Annotated in this window: 14 protein-coding genes and 1 pseudogene; 1 reads left to right on the forward strand and 14 read right to left on the reverse strand. The window is 69.8% G+C overall.

The genetic code is table 11. The annotated features are described in order from the left end of the window. Positions 1-14: 14 nt before the first annotated feature. From VNR19_RS03580 to VNR19_RS03620, 9 genes are all read right to left on the reverse strand, one after another. Positions 15-1,193, reverse strand: a complete 1,179-nt coding sequence (locus VNR19_RS03580) for an RDD family protein (protein WP_325723971.1) — start codon at positions 1,191-1,193, stop codon at positions 15-17. 106 nt (positions 1,194-1,299) lie between these two features. Beyond that, complete coding sequence (locus VNR19_RS03585; protein WP_325723973.1) at positions 1,300-1,680, reverse strand: hypothetical protein; 381 nt, start codon at positions 1,678-1,680, stop codon at positions 1,300-1,302. Between the two features lie 24 nt (positions 1,681-1,704). Continuing rightward, positions 1,705-2,319 (reverse strand): DNA/RNA non-specific endonuclease, encoded by a 615-nt coding sequence (locus tag VNR19_RS03590; protein WP_325723975.1) that lies wholly within the window; start codon positions 2,317-2,319, stop codon positions 1,705-1,707. 11 nt (positions 2,320-2,330) lie between these two features. Beyond that, positions 2,331-3,029: a WXG100-like domain-containing protein gene (locus VNR19_RS03595; RefSeq protein ID WP_325724106.1), complete on the reverse strand. Its 699-nt coding sequence runs from the start codon at positions 3,027-3,029 to the stop codon at positions 2,331-2,333. A gap of 130 nt (positions 3,030-3,159) precedes the next feature. Next, positions 3,160-3,444, reverse strand: coding sequence for a hypothetical protein (locus VNR19_RS03600; RefSeq protein WP_325723977.1), 285 nt, complete (start codon positions 3,442-3,444; stop codon positions 3,160-3,162). Positions 3,445-3,476: 32 nt separating this feature from the next. Then, positions 3,477-4,076: a hypothetical protein gene (locus VNR19_RS03605; protein WP_325723979.1), complete on the reverse strand. Its 600-nt coding sequence runs from the start codon at positions 4,074-4,076 to the stop codon at positions 3,477-3,479. 170 nt (positions 4,077-4,246) lie between these two features. Further along, complete coding sequence (gene purH / locus VNR19_RS03610; protein ID WP_325723981.1) at positions 4,247-5,854, reverse strand: bifunctional phosphoribosylaminoimidazolecarboxamide formyltransferase/IMP cyclohydrolase; 1,608 nt, start codon at positions 5,852-5,854, stop codon at positions 4,247-4,249. 39 nt (positions 5,855-5,893) lie between these two features. After that, complete coding sequence (purN, locus tag VNR19_RS03615; protein WP_325723983.1) at positions 5,894-6,490, reverse strand: phosphoribosylglycinamide formyltransferase; 597 nt, start codon at positions 6,488-6,490, stop codon at positions 5,894-5,896. 9 nt (positions 6,491-6,499) lie between these two features. Beyond that, positions 6,500-7,882 carry a cell division protein PerM gene (locus tag VNR19_RS03620; RefSeq protein ID WP_325723986.1) on the reverse strand — a complete coding sequence of 461 codons (1,383 nt, stop codon included), beginning with the start codon at positions 7,880-7,882 and terminating at the stop codon, positions 6,500-6,502. Between the two features lie 106 nt (positions 7,883-7,988). On the opposite strand from VNR19_RS03620, the gene VNR19_RS03625 reads away from it, so the two are divergent. Further along, the gene (locus tag VNR19_RS03625; protein WP_325723988.1) at positions 7,989-9,440 is read left to right on the forward strand and encodes an NCS2 family permease; all 1,452 of its coding nucleotides are present in this window, start codon (positions 7,989-7,991) and stop codon (positions 9,438-9,440) included. A gap of 111 nt (positions 9,441-9,551) precedes the next feature. On the opposite strand, the gene VNR19_RS03630 is transcribed toward VNR19_RS03625, so the two are convergent. The 5 genes and pseudogenes from VNR19_RS03630 to VNR19_RS03650 form a co-directional block, all read right to left on the reverse strand. After that, entirely contained in the window at positions 9,552-9,989 is a 438-nt protein-coding gene (locus VNR19_RS03630) for a nitroreductase family deazaflavin-dependent oxidoreductase (RefSeq protein ID WP_325723990.1), read from the reverse strand. Positions 9,990-10,056: 67 nt separating this feature from the next. After that, positions 10,057-10,959, reverse strand: coding sequence for a succinate--CoA ligase subunit alpha (sucD, locus tag VNR19_RS03635; protein ID WP_325723992.1), 903 nt, complete (start codon positions 10,957-10,959; stop codon positions 10,057-10,059). A 21-nt stretch (positions 10,960-10,980) separates the two neighbouring features. Then, positions 10,981-12,147, reverse strand: a complete 1,167-nt coding sequence (sucC, locus tag VNR19_RS03640) for an ADP-forming succinate--CoA ligase subunit beta (RefSeq protein ID WP_325723995.1) — start codon at positions 12,145-12,147, stop codon at positions 10,981-10,983. An 81-nt stretch (positions 12,148-12,228) separates the two neighbouring features. Then, entirely contained in the window at positions 12,229-13,188 is a 960-nt protein-coding gene (locus VNR19_RS03645) for a Rieske 2Fe-2S domain-containing protein (protein WP_325723997.1), read from the reverse strand. A 215-nt stretch (positions 13,189-13,403) separates the two neighbouring features. Continuing rightward, positions 13,404-13,853 (reverse strand): annotated as a pseudogene (locus VNR19_RS03650) (FAD-dependent oxidoreductase); the annotation flags it as partial. Between the last annotated feature and the right edge of the window lie 10 nt (positions 13,854-13,863).

The following is a 13,863-nucleotide window of genomic DNA, read 5'->3' on the forward strand; positions in this document are numbered from 1 at the left end:
TCGCGAACGGCGGGTCATGCGCGAACGACGTCCGCGGTGCGGTCTCCCAGTCGGATCCGGTCGCCGTCGGCGGCGCGGACGGGCACCCCGGCGGTGAGACCCTGTTCGACGCCGGCCCGGATGAGCCCGGATCCGTTCGTCGACGCGCAGTCCACCACCTCGAGGCCTCCGGTGACGGGACGCACGAGCATGTGGGTCTTGGAGAGCGTGCGGCTTCCGTCTGCGACCCGGATCGCCCGTGCACCGGGGTGGTCTGCGGCGTCCGGGTTGCGTCCGAGGAGGATCGGTCCGGAGACGGGGATGCTCTCGCCCGTGTCCAGGCGGAGCACGAGCGTCGTCGACGGCGACGCCTCCTGCGGCGCGACTTCGGGCAGTTGCGGCTGCGGGAGTTTCGGCTGCGGAACCGGCACCTGCGGGGGCGCCGGCGTCACCTGGGCCTTCGGCGTCTCGGGCGGTCGGGCCAGGCCGAGCACGCCGGCGCTGATCCGGCTCCCCGGGCGGTACTCGGGCTGCCGTGCGGGATCGAGCGGTGTGGCCAGCGACGGCAGCTCGGCCCTCTCCTCGACGGGCTCCGCCTTCACCATCTTGCGCGCGATGCGCATGCGCTTCTCGTCGTACGGGTTCAGCCCGTTGCGCGCATCGACGAGCCACACGTTCGTCGCCTTGTCGTGCCAGCCGCGGCCGCGCCCCTGGGGATCGAACGTCGGCGACAGCAGGAACACGGCGGATCCGAACGGCACGACGCCGGCGGCGAAGACGATGAGGAAGCGCAGCAGCACGGCGCCGACGCCCGGTCGCTCGAGGGTGCGCACATTCACGGAGCGGATGCCGGTGACCGCCTTGCCGATCGTCAGGCCCCGCCGCCCGTGCAGGACGAGTTGGACGATGAGGAACGCGAGAGTGAGCGCGACCGTGATGCTCGCCGTCACGATCCCGAGGACGAAGTCGGGATGGTTGACGAAGCCGTACGGCGAGACTGCGCCCGTGGCGAGCTTGAGGAGCAGCGGGAGCGCGCCGAGCCACAGCGGCAGCTGGATGACCGTCCAGACGGCGAGGTCGCACACCAGCGCGAGCGCGCGACGGCCGTACGGCGCGTTCACCAGGCCGAGGGCCGCCGCGTAGGCGGGATCGGGGCGCCCGGAGGCGTCGATCCCCTCGATGACGCGCTCCTGCTCGTCGATCTCCCAGATCATGCCGTCGGCTGCCTCCGAATGCTCCTCATGACGCCCGTTGCCCCGGACCACAGTACCCAGCCCCGATCGCGCGCCCGCTGGGAGCCGTCCCGGCCGGGCGACGCGATCAGTCGAAGTTCGGCCGCAACTGCTCGGCGATCGTGGCGATGTTCTCGGGCGTCACCTGCCAGCGCGAGGCATCCGTGTCTTCGAAGGTCACCTCGTACTCGCGCTTGGCGCGATCGAACTGCACGAGGATCGCCACGGGCATCGCCTCACCCGGCTTGTAATAGCTCTCGGTGTACGCGTCCAGCGCCGGCTTGATGCCCGTCGGACGCGAAGCGACCGGTGCCGCCTTTCCGTCCGCCGAGTACACGTAGCCGTGCGTCCCCGCGAGCTGGTCGCCGCGGAACTCGATCACCATCGCGAACGACTGCCAGTCGTCGCCGGCGCCGCGCATGTGCTCGATGAGCGCGCGGATGAGGTCGGCGGTCACATTGGTGGACAAGGCGTACTCCTAGGATCGGCTGGGTCAGGGAAGGCCGGGCATGTCTCGAGAGTACTTGCGATCGAAGCTCTCGCCCGCCTCGTTCCAGAAGCTCGGGAAGTTCCGGTAGACCTCTTCGCCCGTGTTCGGGTTCGTCACGACGTACTCGACTTCGAGGGCATCCGGACGCACGGCGCCGGGCGGGTACACGTCGATGCGATAGTCGACCTGGTAGCCGTTGCCGACCCAGGCGGCCCACTCGTTCTCCATCTTCTTCCACGCGCCGGTGTTGAGGTTGCCCGCCTGCGGGATGATGCCGGCGTCGGGCGTATCGCCGAAGAAGCGGTGCGCACCGAGGTGGCCGCCGTGGTCATTCGGGTTGCCGAGGTTGCCGACCTCCGTCGCGTTGTCTCCACGACCGGTTCCGCCGAAGTCGTCGAGAATCGTCCCGCGCTCCGAGCCGGGGCGCCCGGTCTCGCGATCCCACCATGTCGTCTTGGTGTTGCGACCGCGCCTGGTCACCGTGCTGTCGTACTTGTCGAGGTCTCGGATCTGCTTGATGACCGAGTCGAGGTGGTTGTCGAGGTTGTCCGCGACGCCGCGAAGCCTGCTCGAGTGCGTCGCCGCGTCGCGCACGGCGTCGGCTGCCCTTCTGATCACATCTCCGGGCCTCATCCATCACCCCCGAAGTCGAGGGCGGAGAACTCCGCGAAGAAGTTCGACGTCAGCGTCGCGACATCCGCACCGTGCAGCTTCATCGTCGACTGCGCCTCTTCGAGCGCCGCCAGGTCGGCCTGGAACTCATCCGCATCCCCGACCGCGCCCTCGACCATGGGCGCATCGAGGATGGCGTCGATCACCGCAGGAAGATGCTCGGCCATCGGCTCGATCACCATCGGAGCCAGCTGGTTCAGCAGCTGCTCCACCACGATGTCGACCGCCGCGTTCAGGAGCTTCTTCTTGATGAGCAGCATCGGACCGGCGCCGGCGGCGGTCAAGGGGTTCGTCAGCATCGCGACGAGCGTGATCATCGTGGACGTCACATCCACGATCACCTTCATCTTCAGGGCGAAGATGGCGTCCGCTCCGATGTCCATGGCCGTCGCCGCGGGCGACATGATGTCGATCAGCTTCTGAAGGTTCTGCGACCGGTTCGTGTTCCACGCGCTCAGCGTCGCCGGACCCGACTGACCGCCGAGCGCCGTCGCCAGATCGCCGTTCATCTTGCGGTCCACGGCCTGGACGACCGACTCGAGGTCCGACCCGAAGTTGCGCACCAGCACGGCGCCCTTGCGGACCTCGTCCTCGTCGATATCCGGCCACTCGAAGCCGAGCTTCTCCATGACCCAGACAAGCTCGTTCGGCAACATCATTCCCACGGCATGACCTCCAGCCTCGAATGTACGGAAACGCCTGCGGAGGGCACCATGGGTACTTCTCCCCACATGCCGCGCGGCGATGTGAATCGGCAGCTCGACCGCGGAAGGGCCGACGGACCGACTAGCGCCAGTTGTAGGTGAACATCCAATAGAGCGCTTCGAGCGCGTTCTCGCCGAGCTCCGGATGCCGCTCGGCCATGATCCGCTGCGCTTCGCGCCCGCCCTCGGACAGGGTCTTCGTCGACCAGTCGACCTTGATCGACATCATCTCCTCGGTGAGCGCCTTCACCCGCGCCAGCAGCGCCTCCGGCTCCTCGCCGGCCGCGAAGGCGAGGACCGCGTCCTCATCCGACTTCGGGAACGGCGATCGCCCCTTGGCGAGGTACTCGACAATCGCCTGGCTCACCCGTGCGTCTTCCACGCTCGTCTCCATCGCGTTCATTCCGGCCAGATCACCGACTGGATAAGGGTATCGGGGTCGATGCGCACCACCTGCGTGACCTCGGGGTTCGACTTGAGACGTTCGAGCTCCGCCCACCACACGGCATCCGGCCGGATGTTGTCACCCAGCACCGCCCGAACCGTGCCGGACGCGCCCGAGGCGTACGCTTCGGACACCTGGGTCCAGGTCGCGACCGCAGCGGGGTTGTCGGCGTCCCACTCGGGCATCTCGATGCCCCTGGCCTCGATGAGCATCTCGAGCGTCGTGCCGTTGTTGTCGGCCGCGATCCGTCCGGCGATCTCCTGCCCGTTGCGCGGATACATGCCGGACCAGTAGAACGCGCCGTCCCTCGGCGTCCGGAAGGCCTCGGGATCGATCGAGCCGTCCGCGTTGAAGCCGGGCCGATGCGAATGCGGCAGGTTCGGCGTGTCGCGCTTGCCGTCGAAGACGTCGACGTCGCGCACGCCCCGCATCACGTCGTCGAAGTGACCCGACAGGTTGTCGAGGAGATGGTGGAGCTTGTCCTTGACGTGCGTGAACCCGTTGAGCACGGACTCGCGCACCTCGCGGATGATGGGTCTGACGGCGCCGCTCATCGACCGTCACCGCCGAACTCCGTCGGGAATTCGGCGGTGCGCTCCGCCACGAGCTCATTCGGCAACATCGTCATCACAGCAGGACCTCCACCCGCCCGCAACACTATGCAGGCCGCGCATGCCGCCGCGATGGGGAGAACTCCGCATGCCCCGGCGAACGCTCGCGCGGCTCAGTGGAAGAAGTGCCGCTCGCCCGTGAAGAACATCGTGACGCCCGCCTGGCGGGCGGCTTCGATGACCTCGTCGTCGCGCACGGATCCTCCCGGCTGCACGATCGCCGAGATGCCGGCGTCGATGAGCACCTGCGGTCCGTCGGCGAACGGGAAGAACGCGTCGGATGCCGCGACCGAGCCGGCCGCGCGATCGCCGGCGCGCTCGACCGCGAGGCGGCACGAGTCGACGCGGTTGACCTGGCCCATGCCGATGCCGACGGTCGCGGAGTTCTTCGCGAGCACGATCGCGTTCGACTTCACGGCGCGGCACGCCTTCCACGCGAAGATGAGGTTCGTCATCTCGGACTCGGCCGGGCGCTCACCCGACACGAGCTGCCAGTCCTTCGCGACCGACTCGATGTCGTCGGGGAAGCGGTCGGCGTCCTGCAGCAGGAGGCCGCCTGAGATGAGGCGCACGTCCATGCGCTCCTGGCGCCAGTCCGGCGGGAGCTGCAGGATGCGCAGGTTCTTCTTCTCTCGGAACAGTTCGAGGGCCGTCGGCTCGAAGTCGGGCGCGACGATGACCTCGGTGAAGATGTCGCGCAGGTTCTCGGCCATCTTGAGCGTCACGGTGCGGTTCGCCGCGATGACTCCTCCGAAGGCAGACACCGGGTCGCACTCGTGCGCGCGCAGGTGCGCGCTCGCGATCGGGTCGAGCGCGTTCGGCGCCGCGACCGCGATGCCGCACGGGTTGGCGTGCTTCACGATCGCCACGGCGGGCTTGATCATGTCGAACGCGGCGCGGAGGGCGGCATCCGCGTCGACGTAGTTGTTGTACGACATCTCCTTGCCCTGCAGCTGCTTCGCCTGGGCGATGCCGTGGCCGCCGAGCGTCGTGTAGATCGCGGCGCGCTGGTGGGAGTTCTCGCCGTAGCGCAGCATCGCGAGGCGCTCGGCCTTGATCGTGAGGTGCTTGGGCAGGTCGACGCCCTCGGCGAGCGTGCCCTCGGCGAACCACGTCGCGACGGCGGTGTCGTATGCGGCGGTGTGGGCGAACGCGCGAGCCGCGAGCTGTCGGCGCTGCGCGAGGGTCGTGCCACCCGAGCGCACCGCGTCGATGATCGCGGGGTACGACTCGGGCGAGACGACGATCGCGACGTTCGCGTGGTTCTTCGCCGCCGCGCGCACCATCGCGGGACCGCCGATGTCGATCTGCTCGATGACGTCGTCGTCGGCCGCTCCCGAGGCGACCGTCTCCATGAACGGGTACAGGTTCACCACGACGAGCTCGAACGCCTGGATGCCGAGCTCGTCGAGCTGACGCTCGTGGTCTTCCAGACGCAGATCGGCGAGCAGGCCCGCGTGGACCGACGGATGCAGCGTCTTGACGCGCCCGTCGAGCGACTCCGGGAAGCCCGTGATGCTCGAGACGTCCGTCACCGCGTACCCCGCGTCGCGCAGCAGAGAGGCCGAGCCGCCCGTCGACACGATCTCGACGCCCGCGGCGGCCAGCGCCTCGGCGAGGACGAGCAGGTCGGTCTTGTCGCTCACCGACACGAGGGCACGACGGATGGGGACCACATCGCGTTCGCGGTAGAGGGAGGGATCGTGGCTCGGGCCTGCCATGGTGGCTCCTGTTGCAGTCTCGGGTTCGGGTGAAGGGGTCTAGACGGCCGCGGCGGCAGCGGCGAGGTCGAGCTCGCCGGTCGCGATGCGGCGCACGACGTCGATGAGAAGGCGACGTTCGACGGGCTTGATGCGTTCATGGAGCGTATGCTCGTCGTCGCCGGGAAGAACCGGCACGCGCTCCTGCGCGAGGATCGGGCCCGTGTCGACACCGCGGTCGACGACGATGACGCTCGCCCCGGTCTGGTCGACGCCCGCGGCGAGGGCGTCGCGCACGCCGTGCGCGCCCGGGAACTCGGGGAGATAAGCCGGGTGGGTGTTGATGACGCGCGGCGACCACGCGTCGACGAGCGACGGCGGCAGCAGTCGCATGAGACCGCTCAGCACGATGAGGTCGGGGTTCCACACCTCCAACTGCTCGCCGAGCTGCTCGCCCCACTCCTCACGGCTGGGGAACTGCTCGAACGGGACCATGAAAGTCGGGACGCCGTAGTCCTCGGCGTGGCGGAATCCGTCCGCCTCGCGGTCGGCGCCCACGACGACGACGCGCGCGGGGAAGTCGGGATCCGCCGCCGCGTCGAGCAGGGCCCGCAGATTCGACCCCCCGCCCGAGATGAGGACGGCGACCGTGAGCACGCGCCCAGTCTACCCGTCGGCCTCGGCGCTCCCCCGGGCCGCAGTCCCGGTGAGCGGCCGTCGCGGGGCTCGCACCGGAGACAGGATCAGGATCGCCGCGCCGACGAGCACCTCGAGCCCCACCGCGAGCGCGACGGCACCCGGCGCGGGGCCGACCTCGGCCAGGCGGCCCGGGCCGACCGACCCCGACGCGATCCACGCGAACAGCGCGGCGATCGCTCCGGTCGCCACGGCGATTCCGAGGGTCACGACGACCCGCGGGACGACGGGCTCGGCATCCGTCGCCGCATCGGGCTCGGGTGCCGGTGCGACCTCGACGGGCGCCCCCGTCGCGAGCAGCGCGGCGAGCGCCGCGTCGCGCTCGGGGTCGGATGCCGGGACCGGCGCGGGTTCGCCTGCCACGGTGCGGGGTGCGACCATGCGCGACCGCACGACCCACCCCGCGAGCACGCCGACGCCCACGGGCAGCAGCACGAGCAGAAGCAGGAACGTCGACGTCGTCTCGGGCACAGCGCCGAGCACGGGGATGCCCGGGACGATCCCGAGCTGCGTGCCGGCGGGAGACACCGCGGTGCCCGTGCCGAGCGCGAAGCCGGGTCCCGCGATGAAGGCGATGCCCCACACGACGAGCGTGGGGAGATAGGCGAGCTGCCCGAGCGTCATGACCGCCGCCCCCAGGGCATCGACGTGCGCGGACTGGAACAGCGCGATGACCTCGGCCCCGCGCGCGACGAGCGAGACCGTGACGGCGGCGCCGCCGAGACCCACGAGCCCCGCGACGGCGACCGCGGTGCCGCGCGCGATGAGGGCCGGGGCGTGCGCCCAGCCGTTCCCGGACGCCTCGACGCGGTCACGGAGGCGGGCGACCAAGCCCGCGCCCGCCTCGCTCCACTCCGTGACCGCCGCGGCGACGAGCGCGGGCACCGCGAACACGGCGGCCGGCAGTGCGATCGCCTGCCATGCGGCGGGGGTCGCGACCTCGTTGCCCGATGTCACCCACACAGCGGACGCGATCGCCGCGAACACGAGCGAACCCGTGACGACGCCGGTCGCCCACGCATCGGCACGCGACGCGCGGATCGCGGAGCGCGCCGCGAACACGGCGGTGAAGACCGTGAACGCGAGCGGGGCGAGCGAGAGCACGAAGGTTCCGGCATCCGCATCGATCCCCGCGTCCGCCAAGAACTCCCCGGGCAGCGAGATCTCGAGCGAGACGAGATGCCCCAGCTGCCACACGGACGCCCCGGCCGGCCACAGCGCGCGCCAGTCCGCCCCCTCGCCGAGACCGAACACGAACAGCACCGTGAGAGGCGCGAGGGCTGCCGCCAATCCGACCGCCGCCGCGACGGCGGCATCGAAGGCGGCGAGAAGGGCGACGACGAGGCGATGCATGCGCGATCGACCCTACCCACTGGATGCCGCGTGCCCCCGTAACACTCGCGAGACGTTCGCGGGGTAACGTCTACCTGAAACTTCCCTGAGAGCCGAAGGGCCCCGTATGACAAGCACTCCGCCCGCACCGCCCGAGTCCGCCGAAGAGAGCGGCGCCGCACCGCCCGAAGCAGAGCCGAAGAACGCGCTCGATCGCTTCTTCGAGATCACCCGCCGGGGCTCGACCATCGGGACGGAGGTGCGAGGCGGCATCGTCACGTTCGTGACGATGGCCTACATCGTCATCCTGAACCCGATCATCCTGTCGACGCCGGATGTCGACGGCACGACGCTCTCCTCGGCCGCCGTCGCGACGTCGACCGCGCTCACCGCGGGCGTCATGACGATCCTCTTCGGTCTCGTCTCCCGTCTGCCGTTCGCCTTCGCGGCAGGTCTCGGCATCAACGCCTTCGTCGCGTTCTCGGTCGTCGGACAGGTCACGTGGGGCGAGGCGATGGCGCTGGTCGTCATCAACGGTCTGATCATCGTGCTGCTGGCCGCGACGGGTCTGCGGAAGATGATCTTCGACGCCGTGCCCGTGCAGCTCAAGCTCGCGATCACGGTCGGCATCGGCCTGTTCATCGCCTTCATCGGCTTCGTCAACGCCGGGTTCGTCACCGCGACGGGCAACGCATCCCCGCCGCTCGACCTCGGCGTGGGCGGATCGATCGGGTCGATCGGCACGCTGATGTTCATCATCACGCTCGTGCTCGCAGGCGTCCTCATGGCGCTGCGCGTGAAGGGCGGCCTGCTGCTCGGCCTCATCGGCGGCACGATCGTGTCTTACATCGTCAACGCGATCTGGCCCGAGGCGCTCGGCCTCGACCTCAGTGCGGCGGGCATCTTCGCGCTCCCCGACTTCAGCCTCGTCGGCGCGATCGACTTCGGCTTCGACATCGGCAAGGTCGGGATCATCGCGCTCGTGATGATCGTCTTCACGCTCGTGTTCTCGAACTTCTTCGACGCGATGGGCACGATGACGGGCCTCGCGAACGAGGCAGGTCTGGCCGACGCGAAGGGCGACTTCCCGCGCATCAAGTCCGCGCTGATCATCGAGGGCGTCGGCGCCGTCGTCGGCGGTGGCACGTCTTCGTCGTCGGCGACCGTGTTCGTCGAGTCGGGCTCCGGCATCGGCGAGGGTGCCCGCACGGGCCTCACGAACATCGTGACGGGTCTGCTGTTCCTGCTCGCGATGTTCTTCACGCCGCTCACGTCGCTCGTCCCCGGCGAGGTCGCGGCGGCCGCGCTCGTCCTCGTGGGTGCGCTGATGCTCGCCCAGATCAAGAGCATCGACTTCACGGACTTCCGCGTCCTGCTGCCGGTGTTCCTCACCGCGACGGTCATGCCGTTGACCTACTCGATCGCCAACGGCATCGGGGCGGGCTTCATCAGCTGGGTGCTCGTGAACGCCTTCTCGGGCCGCGCGAAGCGCGTGCACTGGCTGCTCTGGGTCGTCGCGGCGGGATTCGCGATCTACTTCGCACGCGGCCCCATCGAGGCCGCGATCGGCATCGCGTAACCCACGACCCTCGCAGCGCTCGCGCTGTCGAAACCAGCACCCGCGTGCCGTCACGGCGACGGCGGATGCAGGTTTCGGCAGCGCGAGCCGCGTATCGGGGCCGGAGCGGGACTACTCCATGGGCTCCAGGACGAACACCGCGATGAGTCGATCCGTGCGCTTCTGGTAGTTCGCGTAGTCGGGCCACGCCTCGACCGCACGCGCCCACCACTCGTCGCGCTCGGCGCCCGTGGCCTCGTGCGCGAGGTAGTCCTTCTTGACCGGGCCGTCCTGCAGCTCGACGTGCGGGTTCTTGCGGATGTTGCTCGCCCACTTCGGCTCTTCGGGCGCCCCGCCCTTCGACGCGACGACCGCGTAGCGACCGTCGTGCTCGACGCGCATGAGCGCGGTCTTGCGCAGCGCTCCCGTCTTCGCCCCGACCGTCGTCAGCACGATGATCGGCTTGCCGCGAAGCTCATTCGCCTCGGCTCCGCCGGTCTCCTCGTACCGCTCGGCCTGCTTGCGGGCCCACTCAGACTTGCTCGGTGCGTATGTTCCCGTCAGCGGCATGGTGCCACTGTAACCGCACGACAGCGGGGTCGGATGCCGCGGCATCCGACCCCTCGTGAATCTCGCGTCAGAGCGACTCGATGATCTCGCGCATGAGCGCGGCGGTCTCGCTCGGTGTCTTGCCGACCTTGACGCCGGCGGCCTCGAGGGCCTCCTTCTTCGCCTGCGCGGTGCCGGCGGAGCCCGACACGATCGCGCCCGCGTGACCCATCGTCTTGCCCTCGGGCGCCGTGAAGCCGGCGACGTATCCGACCACGGGCTTGGTCACGTTGGCCTTGATGAAGTCGGCCGCGCGCTCCTCGGCGTCGCCGCCGATCTCGCCGATCATGACGATCGCCTTCGTCTCGGGGTCGGCCTCGAACGCCTCGAGCGCATCGATGTGCGTCGTGCCGATGATGGGGTCGCCGCCGATGCCGATCGCGGTCGAGAAGCCGATGTCGCGCAGCTCGAACATCATCTGGTACGTCAGCGTGCCGGACTTCGACACGAGGCCGATCGGGCCCTTGCCGGTGATGTTGGCGGGTGTGATGCCGACGAGCGACTCGTCGGGCGTGATGATGCCGGGGCAGTTCGGGCCGATGATGCGGGTCTTGTTGCCCTTCGACTTCGCGTACGCCCACGCCTCGGCCGTGTCGCCGACCGGAACGCCCTCGGTGATCACGACGAGCAGCGGGATCTCGGCGTCGATGGCCTCGATCATCGCGTCCTTCGTGTAGGCGGCGGGGACGAAGATGATCGACACGTCCGCGCCGGTCTTCTCGATCGCCTCGGCGACGGTGCCGAACACGGGCAGCTCGACGGCGGCGCCGCTCTTGTCGGTGTGCAGCACGGTGCTGCCGGCCTTGCGCGCGTTGACGCCGCCGACGACCTGCGTGCCCGCCTTCAGCATGAGCGCGGTGTGCTTGCTGCCCTCGCCGCCGGTGATGCCCTGGACGATGACCTTGGAGTCCTTGTCAAGAAAGATCGACATGTCTGTTGTTCCTTTTCGGGATCAGGCCTGGTTCGCCAGCTCGGCGGCCTTGTCGGCGCCCTCGTCCATGGTGGCGGCGAGCGTCACGAGCGGGTGGTTCGCGTCCTGCAGGATGCGGCGGCCCTCCTCGACGCGGTTGCCGTCGATGCGCACGACGAGCGGCTTGGTCGCGGTCGAGCCCAGCTCGGCGAGAGCGCCGACGATGCCCTTCGCGACGGCGTCGCACGCGGTGATGCCGCCGAAGACGTTGACGAAGACGGACTTGACCTGCGGGTCGCCGAGGATGACGTCGAGACCCGCGGCCATGACCTCGGCCGAGGCGCCGCCGCCGATGTCGAGGAAGTTGGCGGGCTTCACGCCGCCGTGGCGCTCGCCGGCGTACGCGACGACGTCGAGCGTCGACATCACCAGGCCCGCGCCGTTGCCGATGACGCCGACCTCGCCGTCGAGCTTGACGTAGTTGAGGTCGTTCTCCTTGGCCGTCGCCTCGAGCGGGTCGGCGGCGGCCTTGTCTTCCAGCAGCGCGTGCGAGGCGTGGCGGAACTCGGCGTTGTCGTCGAGCGTGACCTTGCCGTCGAGGGCGATGATGTCGCCCTCCTCGGTCTGCACGAGCGGGTTGACCTCGACGAGCGTCGCATCCTCGCCCTTGTACACGTTGTAGAGCTTCACGAAGACGTCGGCGACCTTCGGGGCGAGCTCGTCGTCGAAGTTCGCGGCCTTCGCGATCTCGAGCGCCTTCGCCTGGTCGATGCCCGTGAGCGGGTCGACCTCGACGCGCGCGAGCGCCTCGGGCTTCTCGACGGCGAGCTGCTCGATCTCCATGCCGCCCTCGACCGAGCACAGCGCGAGGTACGAGCGGTGGGCGCGGTCGAGCAGCACCGAGAAGTAGAACTCCTTGGCGATGCGCGCGCCGGCGGCCACCATGACCCGCTTGACGATGTGGCCCTTGATGTCGAGGCCGAGGATCGCCTTCGCGGCCTCGTATGCCTCGTCGGGCGTCTTGGCGACCTTGACGCCGCCGGCCTTGCCGCGGCCGCCGGTCTTGACCTGGGCCTTGACGACGACGACGCCGCCGAGTTTCTCGGCGGCGGCCTTGGCTTCTTCAGGGGTGTCGGCGACGATGCCGGCGAGCACCGGCACCTCGTACTTCTCGAAAAGGTCTCGTGCCTGGTACTCGTAAAGATCCACAGTGCAGTCCTTCGTGGGCGAACGTGGCTTCGGCCGCAGAAAATCTCTCGATGTCAAGAGATCGGCCGATCATCAAGCCTACTACTCGTCGGCTCGTGCTCCCGACGGGCGTCCCGTGCGGGGCAGGCGCTCGAGGTCGCCGACCGCCGGCCCTTCGATGCGCGTGCCGTCGGGCGCGAACCGCGATCCGTGCAGCGGGCAGTCCCACGTGCACTCCGCGTCGTTCCATGAGACGACTCCGCCCAGGTGTGTGCACACGGCGCTCACGGCCCGCGTCGTGCCGTCGACGGTCGAGATGCCCACGGGGTGTCCGGCGCGGCTCGCGACGACCCCCTCCCCCTCGGGCGGAGCGGGCACGGGTACGTGCGTGCGCAGCGCGCCGGTCCATCCGGCGGTCGCCTCCCACCCGATCTTGAGATTCTCGACGCCCCCGCGCCCGAGGTCCGCCGGCACGGTGAGCCGTCGCCCCAGCGTCGCCATCCACGACGGCCGCTCGCGACGCGGCACGCGCCGGATCTCCGCCGACAGCCGCAGAGCGGCGGCGGGGGCGTTCGTCAGTCCCCATTTCGCGTATCCGGTCGCGAAGCGGATGCGGCCGAGCCCACGAGGCAGCGCGCCGACGAACGGCACGAGGTTGTGCGACTCGTAGTCCTGCGCCGACCAGGTCGCGACGGGCTCGGCGCCCGGGAAGTGACGGCGCGTCCACGCGATGACGTCGTCGACGCAGTCCTTCTCGGAGTCGCCGCGCCCGACGGGGTGCCCGTTCCCGCCGACGATGAGACGCGCGAGCTCGGCGGGCCCGTCATCCGGGTTCACGGGCCGGATCGATCGGGTCGGCTCGTCGACCGAGATGTACATGCCCTCCGGCAGCTCGCCGTCGTATGCGAACGCGACGCAGTACGACCGCAGCGCGCGCACCTTCGCGAAGGAGAGTCCGCGGTCGGCGATCGGCATGCCGGTCGCCAGCACGATCTGGTCGGCCGACGCGTACCCCGCGTCGGTGTCGATCCACGCGTGCGGCACGGCGTGGGTGTGACGCACGCGCACGCCGGTGTGGAGCGCTCCCCCCGCCGCGACGAACTCCCGCGCGAGCGCGTTCGCGGTGACGACGGGGTCGATCGCGAGCTGGTCGTCCAGCGCGACGCCGTCGGCGAACGGGAACTGATGTCGCGTCGAGCCGTCCCCGCCCCGTCGGGGCCCGGTATCCGCCGCACCGGCAAGCCGGCTTCGCGAGCCGCCGCGAGCTCGGCCTCGACCCGCTCGGCGCCTGCCGGCGCCTGTGCGTATGAGACGGCCGTCCGCCGCGTGCAGGGCACGCCGGCTTCTGCCGCGAATGCCTCCAGCCACTCGAGTCCGTCGCGGTTCGCGTCGACGTACGCGCGCACGAGCGAGGCCGGGTGGTCGCGGCGCAGCGTCGACAGGCGCGTGCCCTGCAGGAGCGTCGCCTTGCCGGTGTTGCCGCCCGTGGCGAGCTCGGCGACCCTCCCGGAGTCGACGACGGCGACGTCGAGCCCCTCCCGCGTGAGCATCACCGCCGTGCACAGACCCGTCAGCCCCGCGCCCACCACGATGACGTCGTGATGCCGCCCAGGCTCGAACGCGGTTCCCTCGATCGGCTGCGTTCCGGTGCGCCACAGTGACGGCATGCGCCCAGTCAACGCCGCGCGCCGTTCCTCCACCACCCGCTTGACAATGCGGTGGCGCATCCGCGTGCAC

It is taken from the genome of Microbacterium sp., assembly GCF_035556355.1.
Taxonomy (GTDB): Bacteria; Actinomycetota; Actinomycetes; order Actinomycetales; family Microbacteriaceae; genus Microbacterium.

Coding starts and splice junctions, on each gene's coding strand:
- VNR19_RS03595 (WP_325724106.1), bottom strand. CDS start 3,029: ATGTTGCCGAACGAGCTTGTCTGGGTCATGGAGAAGCTCGGCTTCGAG.
- VNR19_RS03630 (WP_325723990.1), bottom strand. CDS start 9,989: ATGCCGCTGACGGGAACATACGCACCGAGCAAGTCTGAGTGGGCCCGC.
- VNR19_RS03620 (WP_325723986.1), bottom strand. CDS start 7,882: ATGCATCGCCTCGTCGTCGCCCTTCTCGCCGCCTTCGATGCCGCCGTC.
- VNR19_RS03580 (WP_325723971.1), bottom strand. CDS start 1,193: ATGATCTGGGAGATCGACGAGCAGGAGCGCGTCATCGAGGGGATCGAC.
- VNR19_RS03625 (WP_325723988.1), top strand. CDS start 7,989: ATGACAAGCACTCCGCCCGCACCGCCCGAGTCCGCCGAAGAGAGCGGC.
- VNR19_RS03605 (WP_325723979.1), bottom strand. CDS start 4,076: ATGAGCGGCGCCGTCAGACCCATCATCCGCGAGGTGCGCGAGTCCGTG.
- sucD (WP_325723992.1), bottom strand. CDS start 10,959: ATGTCGATCTTTCTTGACAAGGACTCCAAGGTCATCGTCCAGGGCATC.
- purH (WP_325723981.1), bottom strand. CDS start 5,854: ATGGCAGGCCCGAGCCACGATCCCTCCCTCTACCGCGAACGCGATGTG.